This window comes from Pseudomonas sp. 01L34 (assembly GCF_056400265.1).
This window is the reverse complement of the sequence record NZ_JBFTSX010000008.1, coordinates 266,637-284,409: the sequence shown is the minus strand read 5'-3', so window position 1 is coordinate 284,409 and position 17,773 is coordinate 266,637. Positions and strand designations below refer to the sequence as shown.

The following is a 17,773-nucleotide window of genomic DNA, read 5'->3' as shown; positions in this document are numbered from 1 at the left end:
CCGACGACGCACAAAAAAGCCCCTGTCACCGACAAAGTGACAGGGGCTTTTTCATGGGCCTGATTCAGGCCTTGTCGCGAGCCAGCAGTGGTTTGAGGTAGTAGCCAGTGTGAGACTGCTTCATCTCGGACACGTCTTCCGGCGTGCCGACGGCAATAATCTGGCCGCCCTTGGAGCCGCCTTCCGGCCCCAGGTCCACCAACCAGTCGGCGGTCTTGATCACATCCAGGTTGTGTTCGATCACCACCACGGTATTGCCATGGTCGCGCAAGCGATGCAAAACATCGAGCAGTTGCTGGATATCCGCAAAGTGCAGGCCGGTAGTTGGCTCATCGAGGATATACAGGGTCTTGCCGGTATCGCGCTTGGACAGCTCGCGGGACAGTTTCACCCGCTGGGCCTCACCACCCGACAGCGTCGTTGCCGATTGTCCCAGCTTGATGTACGAAAGGCCTACGTCCATCAGCGTCTGAAGCTTGCGCGCCAAGGCCGGAACTGCGTCGAAGAACACTCGGGCTTCCTCGATGGTCATCTCGAGGGTTTCGTGGATGCTCTTGCCCTTGTATTTGATCTCAAGGGTTTCGCGGTTGTAGCGCTTGCTCTTGCAGACGTCGCACGGGACATAGATGTCCGGCAGGAAGTGCATCTCCACTTTGATCAGGCCATCGCCCTGGCAGGCTTCACAGCGTCCGCCCTTCACGTTGAAGGAGAAACGCCCCGGCCCGTAACCGCGGGAGCGCGATTCCGGTACGCCGGCGAACAACTCGCGAATTGGCGTGAACAAGCCGGTGTAGGTCGCCGGGTTGGAGCGCGGTGTGCGACCGATCGGGCTCTGATCGATGTCGACGACTTTATCCAGGTGCTCAAGGCCCTTGATGCTGTCGTGAGCCGCCGCTTCCAGGGTCGTTGCCCCGTTGAGTGCGGTAGCGCTCAAGGGAAACAACGTGTTGTTGATCAGCGTCGATTTGCCCGAGCCGGACACGCCGGTCACGCAGGTCAGCAGGCCGATTGGAATCTCCAGATCGACATTGCGCAAATTGTTACCGCGAGCACCCTTGAGGGACAGCGACAGCTTCTTGTTACGGGGTGTGCGTTTGGCTGGAACGGCGATCTTCACCCGGCCCGACAAATACTTGCCGGTCAGCGAATCAGGGTGAGCCATGACTTCGTCCGGCGTGCCTTCGGCAACGATATGTCCACCGTGCACACCCGCGCCCGGGCCGATATCCACCACATAATCAGCCAGACGAATCGCGTCTTCATCGTGCTCGACCACGATCACCGTGTTGCCGATGTCACGCAGGTGCTTGAGTGTGCCGAGCAATCGGTCGTTGTCCCGCTGGTGCAGGCCAATTGACGGTTCATCGAGGATGTACAGAACCCCCACCAGACCGGCGCCAATCTGACTGGCCAGGCGAATGCGCTGGGCCTCACCGCCGGACAGCGTGTCGGCACTGCGATCCAGTGACAGATAGTCCAGGCCAACGTTGACCAGAAACTGCAGGCGTTCGCGGATTTCCTTGAGGATCTTGTCGGCAATTTCGCCACGGCGGCCGGTCAGCTTCAGCACGCCGAAGTATTCGCAGGCATCGCCGATCGGCAAGTTGGTCACCGCCGGCAAGGTCTTCTCGCCAACCCACACGTGTCGCGCCTCGCGACGCAGGCGGGTGCCACGGCAATCCGGGCAAGGCTGGGTGCTGAGGAATTTGGCCAGTTCTTCGCGGACCGAAGCCGATTCGGTTTCGCGGTAGCGGCGTTCCAGGTTCGGCACGATGCCTTCGAACGGGTGCGAGCGTTTGACGATGTCGCCACGGTCGTTCAGGTACTTGAAGTCGACATTCTGCGAGCCGCTACCATGCAGGATGAATTTCTGCTGATCGGCCGGCAGTTCGTTGAACGGCACTTCGAGGCTGAACTTGTAGTGGGCGGCCAGCGAGCCAAGCATCTGGAAGTAATAGACGTTGCGCCGGTCCCAGCCGCGGATCGCGCCTTCGGCCAAGGTCAGTTCACCGTTAACCAATCGTTTAGTGTCGAAGAACTGTTTAACCCCCAGGCCATCGCAGGTCGGGCAGGCGCCGGCTGGGTTGTTGAAGGAAAACAGCTTGGGTTCCAGCTCGCTGATGGCGTGGCCGCAGATCGGACAGGCAAAGCGTGCGGAGAAGATGATTTCTTCGCCGGGCTCGTCGTCCATTGGCGCCACCAGAGCGATGCCGTCCGCCAGTTTCAGCGCGGTCTCGAACGATTCGGCCAGGCGCTGTTGCAGATCGGCGCGGACCTTGAAGCGGTCGACCACGACGTCGATCGAATGCTTCTTCTGTTTATCCAGCTTCGGCAACTCGTCCAGCTCACAGAGCTTGCCGTTGACCCGGGCGCGCACAAAGCCCTGGGCCCGCAGTTCTTCGAAGACTGAGAGGTGCTCACCCTTGCGCTCGCGGATTACCGGAGCCAACAGCATCAGTTTGCTGCCTTCCGGTTGCGCCAGCACCAGGTCGACCATCTGGCTGACAGTCTGGGCTTCCAGGGGAATGTCGTGGTCCGGGCAGCGCGGAATACCGACGCGAGCGTAGAGCAGGCGCAGGTAATCGTAGATTTCGGTAATGGTGCCAACCGTCGAGCGCGGGTTGTGCGAGGTCGACTTCTGTTCGATGGAGATCGCTGGCGACAGACCTTCGATGGTGTCGACGTCAGGCTTTTCCATCATCGACAGGAATTGCCGGGCGTAGGCCGACAGCGATTCGACATAGCGGCGCTGGCCTTCGGCGTACAGCGTGTCGAAGGCCAGGGACGACTTGCCGGATCCGGACAGGCCGGTGATGACGATCAGTTTGTCCCGTGGCAGGGTCAGGTCGATGTTCTTCAGGTTGTGGGTTCGGGCCCCACGAATCAGGATCTTGTCCAAAGTGGCCTCGCTCGGCGGGCGTCGAAAACGTAGGAGTATACGGCCAAATACTGGATGGATGCACACTATCAAATGAGGGGCGCGCAACCTTGCATGAAGATTGCGTCATCTGCGCGCGTCATAGCGTCGCTATATACCCCGTCAATCGATGGGACTGGTAGAATCGCCGCCGGTTCAGATGAGGTTTTTCCATGCACGATCCCCACAGCGAACGCATGAGTGGCAGTGAGACCCGCGCAGCAAGCGGTCTGGCCCTGGTGTTCGCCTTCCGTATGCTTGGCATGTTCATGGTGTTGCCGGTGCTGGCGACCTATGGGATGGACCTGGCAGGCGCGACCCCGGCCCTCATCGGGTTGGCGATTGGCGCTTACGGCCTGACCCAGGCGATTTTTCAGATTCCCTTTGGCTTCATTTCCGACCGCATCGGTCGTCGTCCGGTGATTTACCTGGGGCTGATCGTCTTCGCCCTGGGCAGCGTGCTGGCGGCCAATGCCGATTCGATCTGGGGCGTCATCGCCGGACGCATCCTGCAGGGCGCCGGGGCGATTTCTGCGGCGGTCATGGCATTGCTGTCGGACCTGACCCGGGAACAGCATCGGACCAAAGCCATGGCCATGATCGGCATGACGATCGGTCTGTCGTTCGCGATTGCCATGGTGGTAGGGCCATTGCTGACCCGTGCCTTCGGCCTCTCGGGGCTGTTCTTCGCCACCGGCGGCATGGCGCTGCTCGGTATCGTCATCGTGATGTTCATGGTGCCGCGCGCCACCGGGCCATTGCAGCACCGCGAGTCCGGTGTCGCGCGTCAGGCACTGATCCCGACGCTCAAGCACCCGGACCTGCTGCGCCTGGACCTGGGCATTTTTGTGTTGCACGCGATGTTGATGTCGAGCTTCGTTGCATTGCCCCTGGCGCTGGTCGAAAAAGCCGGTTTGCCCAAGGAGCAGCACTGGTGGGTGTACCTCGCTGCGCTGCTGATTTCCTTCTTCGCCATGATCCCGTTCATTATCTACGGCGAGAAGAAACGCAAAATGAAACGAGTTTTATTGGGCGCGGTGCTGACGCTGATGCTCACTGAGCTATTCTTCTGGCAGTTCGGCGACAGCTTGCGGGCTCTGGTAATCGGCACGGTGGTGTTTTTCACCGCGTTCAATCTGCTGGAAGCGTCCTTGCCGTCGCTGATCAGCAAGGTTTCACCGGCAGGTGGCAAAGGCACGGCGATGGGGGTTTATTCCACCAGCCAGTTCCTTGGTTCGGCGCTGGGTGGGATCCTCGGCGGCTGGATGTTCCAGCACGGCGGTTTGTCGGTTGTATTCCTCGGATGCGCCGGCCTGGCTGCCCTCTGGCTGGCCTTTGCTGTTACCATGCGCGAACCACCTTACGTCACGAGCCTGCGCTTGCCGTTGTCGCCCGAGGCGATCCGCGAAGCGGGTCTGGTTGAGCGCCTGAAGGCCGTTGTAGGGGTAACAGATGCGGTGATCGTTGCTGATGAAGCGGCGATTTACATCAAATTGGACACAGAACTATTGGATCGCACGACCCTTGAGCGCCTGGTGAACAACCCGGCCGAGGCAGCGTGCGTAGCCTAGGAGAACGTTATGGCCCGTGGGGTTAACAAAGTCATATTGGTCGGCACTTGCGGCCAGGATCCCGAAGTTCGCTACTTGCCTAACGGTAACGCCGTGACCAACCTGAGTCTGGCAACCAGCGAACAGTGGACCGACAAGCAAACCGGTCAGAAGGTCGAGAAGACCGAATGGCACCGTGTTTCGATGTTCGGCAAAGTGGCCGAAATCGCCGGCGAATACCTGCGTAAAGGTTCGCAAGTCTACATCGAAGGCAAGCTGCAGACCCGCGAGTGGGAAAAAGACGGTATCAAGCGTTACACCACTGAAATCGTGGTCGACATGCAAGGCACCATGCAACTGCTGGGCGGCCGTCCACAACAGGGCGACCAACAAGGCGGGAATAACTACCAGCAATCCGCTCCAGCCCCACGCCAGCAGGCTCCGCGTCCGCAGCAGTCGGCACCGCAACAGTCGCGCCCGGCTCCACCGCAGGCTGCTCCGCAACCGGCTCCGGATTTCGACAGCTTTGATGACGATATTCCGTTCTGAGATCCACCAGAGACTTTTTTGTAAAGTTTAGGTCTGGAACCCCCGATCAGTCCTCTCGACTGGTCGGGGGTTTTCTTTTGCGCACCATATTGTAGGAGCCGGCTTGCTGGCGATGAACGATAACTCGGTTTGCCTGGTTAACCGCGGCGCCTGGATCGCCAGCAAGCCGGCTCCTACAGGGCGGTCATGTTGGCCCGCGCCATGTGCAGTTTTTTGTAGCTCTCGATCAAGCGCAAATGCCTATCGAGCCCCTCCAGTTTCATGCTGGTCGGCGTCAAGCCATGGAAGCGCACGCTGCCATCTACCGATCCGATCGCTGCATCCATCCGCTCGTTGCCAAACATCCGGCGGAAGTTGGCCTCGTAGTCTTCCAGTTCCAGGTCTTCGTCCAGTTTCATCTCCAGCACCACATTCACGGCTTGATAGAACAAGCCGCGCTCAACCGTGTTGTCGTTGTACTGCAGGAACATTTCTACCGCTTCTTTCGCCTCTTCAAACCGCTGCAAGGCGAGATAAATCAGCAGCTTCAACTCCAGAATCGTCAGCTGACCCCAGGCGGTATTGTCGTCAAATTCGATGCCGATCAAGGTGGTGATGTCGGTGTAGTCGTCCAGCTCACTTTCCACCAGACGCTCAACCAGCGCTTGCAGCTCTTCTTCGTCCAGGCGATGCAGGTTCAGGATGTCGGCGCGGAAGAACAGCGCTTTGTTGGTGTTATCCCAGATCAGATCGTCTACTGGATAAATTTCCGAATAGTCTGGCACCAGGATGCGGCAGGCCGTTGCACCGATATGCTCGTAGACCGCCATGTACACTTCTTTGCCCATGCCTTCGAGAATGCCGAACAAGGTCGCGGCTTCCTCGGCATTGGAGTTTTCACCCTGGCCGGAGAAGTCCCACTCCACGAATTCGTAATCCGATTTTGAGCTGAAGAAGCGCCACGACACCACGCCGCTGGAGTCGATAAAGTGCTCGACGAAGTTATTCGGCTCGGTCACCGCATGACCTTCAAATGTCGGCTGGGGCAGGTCGTTGAGGCCTTCGAAGCTGCGGCCTTGCAGCAATTCGGTCAGGCTGCGTTCCAGCGCCACTTCCAGGCTCGGGTGCGCACCGAACGAGGCGAACACACCGCCGGTACGCGGGTTCATCAACGTGACGCACATCACCGGGAATTCACCTCCCAGGGACGCATCCTTCACCAGCACCGGGAACCCTTGCTCTTCCAGTGCCTGAATCCCGGCCAGTATTCCGGGGTACTTCGCCAGCACGTGAGCCGGCACATCCGGCAGGGCAAATTCACCTTCGATGATTTCGCGTTTTACCGCGCGCTCGAAAATCTCCGACAGGCACTGCACCTGGGCTTCGGCCAGCGTGTTACCGGCACTCATGCCGTTGCTCAGGAACAGGTTTTCAATCAGGTTGGACGGGAAATACACCACCTCGCCGTCGGACTGGCGCACGTAAGGCAGCGAGCAGATGCCACGCTCTTCATTGCCCGAGTTGGTGTCGATCAGGTGGGAACCACGCAGCTCGCCGTCGCGGTTGTAAATCTTCAGGCAGTACTCGTCGAGGATTTCGGTCGGCAGTGCATCTTTACGGCCAGGCTTGAACCAGCGTTCGTCCGGGTAGTGCACAAACGCTGCGTCGGCGATGTCTTCGCCCCAGAACTGGTCGTTGTAGAAGAAGTTGCAGTTGAGTCGCTCGATAAACTCGCCCAACGCCGACGCCAACGCGCCTTCCTTGGTCGCACCCTTGCCGTTGGTAAAGCACATCGGCGAGTGCGCATCGCGGATATGCAACGACCACACATTGGGCACGATATTGCGCCACGAGGCGATTTCAATCTTCATGCCCAGGTCCGCCAGAATGGCCGACATGTTGGCGATGGTTTGCTCCAGCGGCAGATCCTTGCCGGCAATATAGGTGCTCGCCTCTGAGCTGGAAGCAGGCATCAGCAACGCCTGGGCATCGGCGTCGAGGTTGTCCACTTCTTCGATCACAAACTCAGGCCCGGCTTGCACCACTTTCTTCACGGTGCATCGGTCGATGGAGCGCAGGATGCCCTGGCGGTCCTTGTCGGAGATGTCCGCCGGCAACTCGACCTGGATCTTGAAAATCTGGTTGTAGCGGTTTTCAGGGTCAACAATATTGTTCTGCGACAGGCGGATGTTATCCGTGGGGATATTGCGCGTGTTGCAGTACAACTTCACAAAATACGCCGCACACAGCGCCGACGAAGCCAGGAAGTAGTCGAACGGACCCGGTGCCGAGCCATCGCCCTTGTAGCGGATAGGTTGATCGGCCACCACCGTGAAGTCATCGAACTTGGCTTCAAGTCGCAGGTTGTCGAGAAAGTTGACCTTGATTTCCATGGGGGATTACCAGAATAACGGCTAAACGAATGGCCGCCATTATCCGGCATTTGCGCAGTAAGTCTTGTGGGTGTCTGACGATATGTCGACACCAGGCTTTTTTAGTGGGCAATGAAGGGCTCAGTCGAGTATCAGATGCGGCAAGAACCGGCTCGAATCCTTGGTAATCAAGCTGTTGTCCTCACGCACGCCGATGCCGGCCGCCTGATCCCCGATCACCCAGGAGCCGATCAGCGTGTAGCTGTCGCCAAATTTCGGCAGCGGGGCAAACTCCTGAAGGATAAACGGCGCATCAGTGTAGGGGCCGTCCTCTTTTACGATCAGGCCATCGGCAGTTTGCAGCTCAATGTTCGCGCCTTCCCGTGAGAAGAATGGCTTGCGCACCCAACCTTTGGGCACCGCTTTACTCGGGTCGGAGTCCAGGTGCGCCGCGAGCAGGTTCGGGTGACCTTGGTTGAACTCCCACAGCAGCGGCAGGATGCCCTTGTTGGAGATGATGGATTTCCAGGGCGGTTCGAAAAACTGCGTATCGCTCTGGGCAATCGCTGTGCCGAAGGGTTCGTGGAAGATGAACTCCCAGGCATGCAGTTTGAACAGGTGAGGGATCCAGCGATCTTCGAGGTCGACGAAACGTCCGTCACTGGTGAGGCCAATGTCTTCGATGTCGATGTGCCGCGATTCGATGCCGACCTTTTCCGCGACCAGGCGCAAGTAATCAGTGGTGCCCTTGTCTTCGACCGAGTCTTTCATCGAGGCGAAATAGAAGGGCTGTTTGAGCTGCAGTTGGGCAAAAGCCTGATGCAGCTTGGTGTCGATGCTGTTGAACTGGTCGGCGTGCCTGGGCAGCAAGCCACGCTCGATGCATTGCTCCAGCCAGCCCCACTGAAACGCCGCGGCCTCATACAGGCTGGTCGGCGTGTCGTAGTTGAGTTCCAGCAACTTGGCCGGTCCGCTGCCGTTGTAGGAGAAGTCCATGCGCCCATACAGGTGCGGGTGGCCTTCGAGCCATGAAGTGCGAACCATGTCGAAGAACGGCGCGGGGATGCTCAGGCGCTCCAGCAACTCTTCGCTTTGTACCACTCGCGCCACCAGGTCCATGCACATCTCGTGAACCTCGGTGGTCGGGTCTTCGAGGTCGTTCTCGATCTGCTTGAGCGTGAACTGGTAGTACGCGCTCTCGTCCCAATAGGGTTCGTCGTCGATGGTATGGAACAGAAAACCGAGGCTTTCGGCGGTCTGTTTCCAGTCATGACGCTCTGCGCAGAGGATTTTCTTCATGGCCTTGTTCCCTTAGCTACTCGAACCGCCAAAGCTCTTGCCTGATCCACCCCAGCCACTGCGTGCGCTGGCCTGGCTGCCGAACCCGCCGCGGGAAGTGGACGATGCAACGGACACCGGCTTGCTGCGAGTGATGGTGTCGGTGTAACTGCCACTGCTGCCGTAACGCGCCTGATTGGACCTGTTGAAGGTTGAACCTGACGATACCCGCTGACTGAGTGTCGAGGACGAGTAGTCACCGCGATCATCGCGATAGCGGTAGACCGGTTCGGAGTAGTAGCTGTTGCGGTTGCTGCTGAGCATGTTGCCGATCAGCAGCCCGGTCAGCAGGCTACTGCCGGAGAAACCCGACCCTGCGGCATTCGCTTCCGATGCGGGCAATTTAGCCTTGGCCGCGTCCACTTCGGACTGCGTCACCTCGCCATCGGCACTCAGTTCGAAACCGCCGAGCTTGGGGATGAATTTGCCGGCGGAATCCTGCTGGCACCAGTCGGCGACAAAGTCGGCGTCGCAATCAGCCTGGTTGTCGTACACCGGCGCAATGCTTCGATGCTGGGCCATGGCCTTCATATAGGCGTCAGAACAGATGTCGACCGGGAGTTTTTCATCGGCGCACTGCTGGACGGACTGGAAGTTGTACTTTTTGTGTATCTCGTAGGTTTTTTCCGTCGGCCCGCAGCCTGATATCGCCATGGCGACCGATGCCGCCAGCGAGAGCTGAACGTACTTGCTTCGTTTCATCGCAATCTCCGTGGCGCAATCAGTTCTGGGAAGGGGTCATGCACGCGGCGTTCAACATGCCGACGCTGATCGCCACTGCCGCGACATAGATACCCGCTGCGATTTCGCCGTTCTTGATGCGTTCAGAGGCGCCTTTGAGCACCAGGCTGGTCACCAGGAACGCCAGCAGTTGGACGAAAGCGGCGATCACCGCCCAGACGACGAAGTCCAGAATGCTGATCGAGTAGGCGATCACATTGCTGGCCGGAATGGCGAATCCGATGATGGCGCCGCCCAGGGCGATGGCGGCCGCAACGTTGCCCGCACGGATCAACTCGAATTCCCGGTGCGGTGTGATGCGGGTGTAGATGAACTGGAACAGCGCGAACAACACGGCGGCGCCGAGGATGTACAAAACAAACCCGAGCACGGCGGCTTTGTTCAGGGAGATAGAGAGCGCTTCAAGCATGGACTTCTTCCTTTTTAAAAAGTGTTCAGGTCGGTGGTGTACAGCGAAATACCCAGCGAAGTGCTCAAGCTGATGGTGCCTTCGGCGTCTTCTTCGACGGAAAACAGCAGGAATTCCCGGCGATCGGTCAGGCCGGTTTCGCGGGCGTACAACATCGAACAGTGCTGGATGCTGTATGTTTCGTCCGGATTCTTCAGGTGTTCGCTCAACGGCACCAGTTCGGTCTGGCCGTTCTCGGTGCCCCATTCGCGGGTGTATTCGACACCGTTGAGGGTGTAGGTCGGCAGCCCGATCAGGCTTTGAGGGCCGGCCAGCCGCCGCAGCTCCGCTTCACTGTTGATGGTGACGTAACTGAGGTAGTTGAACAGGATCACCGACTCGACCTGCCCGGCGATGTCGCCGGTGGTGTGCACTTGCAGCCAGTAGTCTTCGTCGTTCATGTAATAGCGCGACAACCAGGTCGACTGCCCGAGCTCAATGGTGCCGGCGCTCCAGATTTGCTGGGAGCCGGGAATGGTTACCGCGGTTTTTTCGTCGAGCAACAGTTTCAGGGTCGTGTCGAACATCACGCCCTTGCCCAATGCCAGGCCCAGCGGGCCGGTGACTGGCAGGTTATCGTTGGCTGTCCATTTCGAATCGGTATTCGTGCCCGCGTTCGGGGCCTCAAGCCCCAGCAACTGTTTAAACCATCCCATTGGAGATTTCCTTGAGGCGAGTAGAGGCGATGTAGAAGAGTTCGCCGCCCTTGACGCGAGTGGCGCCGGGCGGGTTGATTGAAGGCTGTCGGGCGCCTTTGGCGCGGTAGCCGATAAGGGTCGCGTTATGGCGTTCTTTCATCTGTGCGTATAGATCGCCGAACGTTGTTTCAAAGGTTTCGGGCAGTCTCATCAGGTATTGGGTGGCGCCTTGGCCCACGCACAGCAATTCATTGATGACCACTGACGAGCCCGGATCCTGAGAGGCGCGCACCAACATCTCGATGGCCATGCTTGAGGTGCATTCCAGGCTGGGCGCGTAGGCGCTGGCGAGCGCGGCGATTTCACTTTCATTGAAGTGGGCGACCACATGCCCGACCGGGCTCAGTTGATTGACCGCCAGCACGGTGGCCAGGGTCAGATCGTCTGAATGGGTGCGCACCAGTACGCGTTCGGCGCCAGGCACGCCGGCACGCAGCAAAAGCGCGACAGAGGACAGGCTTTCACCTTTGATAAAGGCCGCCTTGCCCGGCATGGGGTTTTCTTCGAGGTCGCAATCGCAAATGACGATCAGGTTGTCATTGGACGTTTCGTCCTGCAGCAGCAACTCAATAACCCGCTCGCTGGACGCGCCTTCCCAGCCGATGAGAACGGTATGGCCGACCTTGCCGGTGAAATCGCCTTTACCCTTCATGCCTTTTCTCCATACATCGATGACACTGCTGGTGGTTTTGCCGATGGCTGCGGTCAGCAGCGCAATGCCCCCGAGCATGACCCAGGTAGCCACGAAAATCCGTCCCGCGGCTGTCTGTGGCGCAAGATCGCCGTAGCCGACGGTGAGCGTGGTGGTGAGATAGAAGTAGGTGAACGTGGCGGGAGCGATGAGGTGTTGTTCGCCCAGAAGCACCAGGCCGAGCCAGGCCGTGCTCAGGTGTACGCCCAGCGCAATGGCCAGGCCGGCCCAGCCGAAGCGATGGAAGAAGGACGCCGCGTACGCGCGCAATAAAAGGAAAATCGACATTACATCCCTGACTCCTTGGGGGCTCATTCCTGGCGACGTAATCGCTCGGGCATTTGAGTGCTCGAGTGTGGTTACCGGGCGGCATTAAACCTGCTGCGCGGCGTAGATAACAGTACCTTGGCTGCAATATACCCGGCGATTGCAGCAAAAATATGCCCTTCGAAGGAAATGCCCCGGCGCGGAAGGAAGCCAACAATCAGCCCACCATAGAGCAGGGCCACGACACTGGCCGTTATCAGGTTGCTCCAGCTCCTCTGAAACCAGGCGCGCGAAAGAAGATACGCCCACAGCCCGAACACCCAGCCGCTGGCACCGATATGCACGCCGGCAAAACCGAACAGCCAGATCAGTGAACCGCCCAGCAAAATGATGATAGCGCTGACGGCCATGAACCGGTTGAGCCCTTCGGCGATGACCAGGGTGCCGAGGATCAAAAAGGCAATCAGGTTGGCACTCAGGTGCGCAAAGGATGTGTGCAAGAAAGGCGAGGTGATGATGCCGACCAGTCCGTGCAAGGTTCTCGGAACCAGGCCGAAGGCGTTAAGGCTGTAGCCGGTCGCCACATTGAGCAGTTGCAGCGCAACCATGAAGATGGCCAGGCCGGCGATTGTCTTGAAACCCTTCAGGGCATCCATCCTTGACCTCGATTCGGCAGTAAAGAAGGGCGATCAATTAATGCCTGCCAGTTAAGAGATAGAACAAGCACTGAGTAAAGTTGTGGCGAGGGAGCTTGCTCCCGCTGGGCCGCGCAGCGGCCCCTCTTATCCCCAAAAAGAAGGGACTGCTGCGCAGTCCAGCGGGAGCAAGCTCCCTCGCCACAGGGGCAGTGCACTTGACTGACTGGCATCAGGGCAATGAATGCCCTTTCTGCCGGGGTATTGCTTACTCGGCCGATTTTTTCTTCAGGCGTTCCAGGATCGCATTGGCGCTGCCTGCGTCCGGCGTGATGCCGGCTTCGCGCAGTTTGCGCTCCAGGTCGGTGCCGGTCGACGCATCGGCCAGTTCGTCCTGGGCTTGTAGTTCAGCGGCGCGTTGCTGCTGCTTGGCCTGCAGGCGGTTCAGTGTACCGACGGCGGTTTCCAGCTTGCCGTTGGCGCCGCCACTGGCGATCGAGGCGCTGACCTGGGCTTTCTGTACGCTTTCACGAGCCTTGGCCATGTCCACTTGCTGGCGCAGGCTTTTGATGCGGTTTTCAGCCTTGGTGATGTCTTTGCGCATGTTGTCGGCGTAACCGCCGAATTCGGTGGCCTGCTTTTGCTCGACATCCAGTTCATTGGTCAGGGTCGAAATGGCTTCGGCCACTTCCAGTGCCAAGTCTTCGCGGTTGGCCTGGATCGCGGCCAGGGCTTTGGATTCCAGGTCCTTGATCTTGGCGTTGTACTCGCTGACGCGGTCAGCCGACAGTTTGTGCTTGGCCATGATGGTGACCAGCTCACGCTTGGCGTTGGCCAGCGCGCTGTCAGCATCGCGAATTTCCTGGTCGAGAATGCGCAGGGCCTGTTGGTCGACGATCGATTCGCCGACTTCGTTGGCACCGCCACGCAGCGCGGTGAACAATTTGCTCCAGATGGACTGAGTCATTGGATATATCCTGTTCCCGAATAATTAATTGAAGAAGCGTTCAAAGGCTTCGCTGGCGCGCTGGACGTTGTCGACGAGGGTTTTGATCTCAGTCACGACGTTGGTCAGGCTGGAGTCGGAGCTCAGCGCGCCGAACATGTTGTAAACGACCTGCCCGTTGGGCATGGACTCGATACCGATCGAGGACAGCGGGAACATTTCCCGGCTGCGCAATACGGCATCATTGAATGCCGGGACGTCGTTGATCGACTCGACATCGACCAGGACCGTATCGACGATGATCTGATCGCCAACCACCGCGATGTAAATCGGCAAGCCACCGAAATCGTTCATTTCCAGCTTGATGCTGGATTCGGAGCCTTGAACGAGGGAGAGGGTGATTTCGTTCGCAACCACTTCGTCGAGGGCCTGGAGGGCGCTGTAGAGGCGATCGATGTTCCAGTTATTACCTGCGCTCATGTAATTCTCCGACATGAATGAGCCAGCCAGAATCGGTTGGCGTAGCTGTTTCTCCATCTGCTTGAGCAGGCTTCGATTTTCGGGAAGCACCCAAGTCTCGTGTTTCACATAGCCGGCGGCACCCAGGCCCGCGCGCATCTGCTTCATGTAGAAGCTCGATGGTTTTTTCGCGGAGGGTTTCGAGCGCTCTCCTTTGCGGCTCGCTGAATCGGTAACAGACCCGGTAGGCGGATCTGATGGAGAGCTGCTTTTCATGGTGCTGATCCCGTTGTGAAAAACTCACGCGTGATAACACTACAGGCTATTTTTGCAGCCCTCAATAGCTCACGCGTGAGATTTTTTCGACGGTTGCGCAGGTGTATGAAAAAGAAGGGAAGCAGCATGATTCCGATCAGTTAAGCGCAATCCTGTAGAACGAGCTTCTCATCTAACCAGCCAGAAAGTCATCGGTGGACACCACGCTGGCATAGGCAAAACCCAAAGCCGACATGAAGGCGGCGTGAACGTGGGCGGCTGGGACGGTGACGCCGTTGAACTCCAGGTCGAGGGTGGCACATGCGTCGTGGATCACCGTGACCGTATAGCCGAAGTCCGCTGCGGCACGGGTGACGCCGTCGATGCACATGTGGCTCATGCTGCCGACGACCACCAGGTGTTCGATACCTTGCTGGTCGAGGATGTCCTTGAGTTCGGTTTCGCGGAACGAGTTGACGAAGTGCTTGAGCACCACCGGTTCATCGGCGCGGTTGAGGACTTTGGGGTGCAGCTTCGCGCCGTCGGAGCCCGGGGTGAAGAACGGCGCGGCGTCGGAGGTGAATTCGTGGCGGATGTGCACCACCGCGTCACCGGCCTCGCGAAAGGCCTGGATCAGCCGTGCAGCGTTGTCTGCGGCGGCATCGGCGCCCGCCAAAGGCCACTTGCCCTGGGGGAAGTAGTCGTTCTGGATATCGACTACGATGAGTGCTTGCTTGGCCATGAGTGTTTCCTCGAAGTGCTTGTTGGGTGTGATTCAAGTATCAGGTTCTGCAGGCCGTCCGAGGATTGGCCGCACCGACAATAGAAGGGGGAAAACTGACAATGGGCGTAGAAAGGGCAGTCGTCGAATTGGGCGTGCTGATCTATCCCGGCGCGCAGATGGCGGCGGTGCATGGGCTGACGGATCTGTTCGGGGTGGCCAACCGGATTGCCGCCGAGCATCAGACGGCGCAGTTGCCGTTGTTGCGGATCAGCCATTGGCGGGTCGAGGGCGATCAGGCGCCCGAGCGGGTCTACGACAGTCAACCCGGTCCGGACGGCGCGCTGGTGGCGGTGTTGATCCCGCCTTCGATTGGGGGTTTTTCCAAGGGCCAGGCACCGCAGGGACTGATTCGCTGGATTCGTCAGCAACACGCCAGCGGCGCGACCCTCGGCGGAGTTTGCGTGGGTTCTATACTGTTGGCCGAAAGCGGTCTGCTCGACGGTCGGAGCGCCACCACCCACTGGACCTCGGCCAAAGCCTTCGCCGAGCGTTATCCGGCGATCAAGCTCAAGGCCGACACGCCCATCGTCGACGACGGCGATCTGATCACCACCGCCGGGCTGATGGCCTGGTCAGAGCTGGGATTGCGCCTGGTGAACCGTTTACTGGGGCCGAGCATCGCCACCAGCACGGCACGCTTTCTGGTGGTGGAGCACAGCGACAGCGCGAGCGAATGCGGCAGTAATTTTTCACCGATTCTCAGCCATGGCGATGCCTCGATTCTCAAGGTCCAGCATTGGCTGCAAAGCACCGGGGCGGTCGATGTCTCGCTGGCGGCAATGGCCGATCGGGCGGGGCTGGAAGAGCGCACCTTCCTGCGGCGATTCCGCGCGGCGACCGGGTTGAAACCCACCGAGTACTGCCAGCACCTGCGCGTCGGCAAGGCGCGCGAGATGCTCGAATTCACCAACGGCACCATTGATCACATTGCCTGGACCGTGGGTTATCAGGACCCGAGTGCGTTTCGTGCGACGTTCAAAAAGATTACCGGGCTGGCGCCGAGTGATTACCGGACGCGGTTTGGCGTGACGCCGCCAGCTGTTGTGGCCCGGTAGCCAGAGCACGCCAGATCAAGAAAATGTGGGAGGTTTGAGTCGTGCAAAATGCCGGAGTCCTGAAGGGCGTCGTGCATAATCAAACAGGCGTAATGCCATTACTGTCTGGGCAACCGGCTGATTTAACAGTCGTTCTTCATCAGCCGCCATTGGCCTGATCCCTGCACCCCTCCAGCTACATTTATCCAACGCAGATTGAAGGGGGACGCATGACCCCAACAAATCGCCAGAAACTGGTACTCGCCCATTCGGTACGGCCCGATGCCCCGCTGCACGAAGTTGAAACCAATCGGGCGCTGGCTCGTTGGCTGGCGCAGATCGTCGGGCTCGAATACGGCGGCAGTTACGACCCGCAACTGCACAGCGGTCGTGACCGCTATCTGTTGCCGACCCAGACGCTGGTGGGCGCCGCTATCGCCCGGAAGCTGGGCGTCAAAGGGCCGGAGGATTTGTGGGGCGGTTACGTCGACCACGATTTCATCTGCACCAAAGCCATCAGTCATGGGCTGTTGAACCGCTATGCGTTCGCGCCCGAAGGCTGGGCAACGTTGTTTTGCGAACGGGTGCGCAGCGTCGTGCTCGATGGCCTCAGCGTGTTCTCCCTGGACGATGCGCGCCCGGCGGCGGAGCACCTGCTCTACAGCGGCCCGATCCGCATCAAGCCTATTCACGCCTGCGCCGGACGCGGTCAGGAAGTGATCAAGAGCCTCGACCAGTTCGACGCCATCCTCGCTCGCCCCGAGGCCAAGGCACTGTTCACCGAAGGCGTGGTGCTGGAGCAGGACTTGACCGAGGTGATCACCCACAGCGTCGGCCAAAGCTTCATCGGCGACACGGTGCTGAGTTATTGCGGTGATCAATACTTGACCGAAGACGCTCAGGGCGAGCAGGTTTATGGAGGGTCCAATCTGTTGGTGGTGCAGGGTTATTACGAGGACCTGCTGGCGCTGGAACTGCCGGATGACGTGAGGCTGGCGATCCAGCAGGCACAGGTATTCGACAGTGCGGCGGATGAAGCCTACCCCGGTTTCTATGCTTCGCGGCGCAACTACGACATCGCCCAGGGGCTGGACTGCAACGGCCGACAACGCAGCGGCGTGCTCGAACAATCCTGGCGTTTGGGCGGTGCCAGCAGCGCCGAAGTCGCGGCGTTGCAGAGCTTTGTCTACGACCCCGGCCTGCGTGCCATTCGCGTGTCGTCGGTCGAAACCTATAGCGATCAAACGCTGCCGGCGAACGCTATCGAGGTGTACCGCGGGCCGGCGGAACACAGTGATTTTCTTCTCAAGTACGTGACGGTCAAATCCTATGACGGCTAGAAGCGAAACCATTCAGATCGACATCGACGATGAACAGATGAGCGGGACCTTCCTCAGCCCCAAATCGAAAGTCCCGGGGGTGCTTTTCGTCCACGGCTGGGGCGGTAGCCAGGAGCGCGACCTGGAGCGCGCCAAAGGCATTGCCGGGTTGGGTTGTGTGTGCCTGACGTTCGACTTGCGTGGCCATACCGGCGGGACCGGCATTCCGTTGTCCCGGGTCTCCCGCGAAGACAACCTGCGCGACCTGCTGGCAGCCTACGACCGCTTGCTCGCCCACCCGGCGCTCGACACCTCTGCGATCGCGGTGGTCGGCACCAGTTATGGCGGTTATCTGGCGGCGATCCTGACGACGTTGCGTCCGGTGCGCTGGTTGGCGCTGCGGGTGCCGGCATTGTATCGCGACGACTTGTGGCACACGCCCAAGCGTGAGTTGGACAAAGCCGACTTGCGCGACTATCGCGGCACGCTGGTGCGCGCCGACAGCAATCGCGCGTTGCACGCCTGCTCGCAATTCACCGGGGATGTGTTGCTGGTGGAGTCCGAGACCGATGCCTATGTACCCCACGCGACGATCATGAGTTACCGCGCCGCGTGTCAGCAGACTCACTCGCTGACTCACCGGATCATCGATGGTGCGGATCACGCCTTGAGCGACCCGGTTTCGCAACAGGCGTACACCTCGATTCTGGTGGATTGGATCACCGAGATGGTGGTGGGTGAGCGGTTGAGCATCATTCAATCGAGTTGAGAGAGGCGGTGGTCTTGCGGTC

16 protein-coding genes are annotated in these 17,773 nt (G+C 59.3%); 5 read left to right on the top strand and 11 right to left on the bottom strand.

The features are described from left to right. Window positions 1–64: 64 nt before the first annotated feature. Window positions 65–2,899 carry an excinuclease ABC subunit UvrA gene (gene uvrA, locus AC1DQM_RS24990; RefSeq protein ID WP_018925658.1) on the bottom strand — a complete coding sequence of 945 codons (2,835 nt, stop codon included), beginning with the start codon at window positions 2,897–2,899 and terminating at the stop codon, window positions 65–67. Between the two features lie 191 nt (window positions 2,900–3,090). Between uvrA and AC1DQM_RS24985 the strand changes: the two genes are divergently transcribed. Further along, on the top strand, window positions 3,091–4,488 hold the full coding sequence (locus AC1DQM_RS24985) for an MFS transporter (protein ID WP_018925659.1): 1,398 nt from the start codon (window positions 3,091–3,093) through the stop codon (window positions 4,486–4,488). 9 nt (window positions 4,489–4,497) lie between these two features. Next, window positions 4,498–5,016, top strand: coding sequence for a single-stranded DNA-binding protein (locus AC1DQM_RS24980; protein WP_064620707.1), 519 nt, complete (start codon window positions 4,498–4,500; stop codon window positions 5,014–5,016). A gap of 173 nt (window positions 5,017–5,189) precedes the next feature. On the opposite strand, the gene AC1DQM_RS24975 is transcribed toward AC1DQM_RS24980, so the two are convergent. From AC1DQM_RS24975 to AC1DQM_RS24930, 10 genes are all read right to left on the bottom strand, one after another. Next, window positions 5,190–7,388 carry an OsmC domain/YcaO domain-containing protein gene (locus AC1DQM_RS24975; RefSeq protein WP_258612741.1) on the bottom strand — a complete coding sequence of 733 codons (2,199 nt, stop codon included), beginning with the start codon at window positions 7,386–7,388 and terminating at the stop codon, window positions 5,190–5,192. Window positions 7,389–7,508: 120 nt separating this feature from the next. Then, a complete protein-coding gene (locus AC1DQM_RS24970) occupies window positions 7,509–8,666 on the bottom strand; it encodes a glutathionylspermidine synthase family protein (protein WP_018925661.1) in 1,158 nt (385 codons plus the stop codon). 12 nt (window positions 8,667–8,678) lie between these two features. Further along, complete coding sequence (locus AC1DQM_RS24965; RefSeq protein ID WP_018925662.1) at window positions 8,679–9,407, bottom strand: DUF1190 domain-containing protein; 729 nt, start codon at window positions 9,405–9,407, stop codon at window positions 8,679–8,681. A 19-nt stretch (window positions 9,408–9,426) separates the two neighbouring features. Next, window positions 9,427–9,855 carry a DUF350 domain-containing protein gene (locus AC1DQM_RS24960; protein ID WP_018925663.1) on the bottom strand — a complete coding sequence of 143 codons (429 nt, stop codon included), beginning with the start codon at window positions 9,853–9,855 and terminating at the stop codon, window positions 9,427–9,429. A gap of 14 nt (window positions 9,856–9,869) precedes the next feature. Continuing rightward, window positions 9,870–10,550, bottom strand: a complete 681-nt coding sequence (locus tag AC1DQM_RS24955) for a DUF2491 family protein (protein ID WP_111454178.1) — start codon at window positions 10,548–10,550, stop codon at window positions 9,870–9,872. Beyond that, window positions 10,537–11,571 (bottom strand): ion channel, encoded by a 1,035-nt coding sequence (locus tag AC1DQM_RS24950; RefSeq protein WP_111454179.1) that lies wholly within the window; start codon window positions 11,569–11,571, stop codon window positions 10,537–10,539. The genes AC1DQM_RS24955 and AC1DQM_RS24950 overlap by 14 nt, the downstream gene beginning before the upstream one ends. Before the next feature lie 71 nt (window positions 11,572–11,642). Next, window positions 11,643–12,206, bottom strand: coding sequence for a rhomboid family intramembrane serine protease (locus tag AC1DQM_RS24945; RefSeq protein WP_111454180.1), 564 nt, complete (start codon window positions 12,204–12,206; stop codon window positions 11,643–11,645). Window positions 12,207–12,453: 247 nt separating this feature from the next. Beyond that, window positions 12,454–13,152 (bottom strand): PspA/IM30 family protein, encoded by a 699-nt coding sequence (locus AC1DQM_RS24940; protein WP_138866379.1) that lies wholly within the window; start codon window positions 13,150–13,152, stop codon window positions 12,454–12,456. Between the two features lie 24 nt (window positions 13,153–13,176). After that, the gene (locus tag AC1DQM_RS24935; RefSeq protein WP_018925667.1) at window positions 13,177–13,758 is read right to left on the bottom strand and encodes a YjfI family protein; all 582 of its coding nucleotides are present in this window, start codon (window positions 13,756–13,758) and stop codon (window positions 13,177–13,179) included. Between the two features lie 280 nt (window positions 13,759–14,038). Further along, window positions 14,039–14,587, bottom strand: coding sequence for a cysteine hydrolase family protein (locus AC1DQM_RS24930; protein ID WP_007933671.1), 549 nt, complete (start codon window positions 14,585–14,587; stop codon window positions 14,039–14,041). A 101-nt stretch (window positions 14,588–14,688) separates the two neighbouring features. Here AC1DQM_RS24930 and AC1DQM_RS24925 point away from each other — a divergent pair, with 101 nt between their 5' ends. The 3 genes from AC1DQM_RS24925 (at window position 14,689) to AC1DQM_RS24915 (ending at window position 17,751) form a co-directional block, all read left to right on the top strand. Continuing rightward, complete coding sequence (locus tag AC1DQM_RS24925) at window positions 14,689–15,684, top strand: GlxA family transcriptional regulator (protein ID WP_477747010.1); 996 nt, start codon at window positions 14,689–14,691, stop codon at window positions 15,682–15,684. A 209-nt stretch (window positions 15,685–15,893) separates the two neighbouring features. Continuing rightward, entirely contained in the window at window positions 15,894–17,003 is a 1,110-nt protein-coding gene (locus tag AC1DQM_RS24920; protein WP_477747009.1) for a DUF3182 family protein, read from the top strand. Next, window positions 16,993–17,751 carry an alpha/beta hydrolase family protein gene (locus AC1DQM_RS24915; protein WP_477747008.1) on the top strand — a complete coding sequence of 253 codons (759 nt, stop codon included), beginning with the start codon at window positions 16,993–16,995 and terminating at the stop codon, window positions 17,749–17,751. Before AC1DQM_RS24920 ends, AC1DQM_RS24915 begins: the two co-directional genes overlap by 11 nt. The last annotated feature ends 22 nt before the right edge of the window (window positions 17,752–17,773 follow it).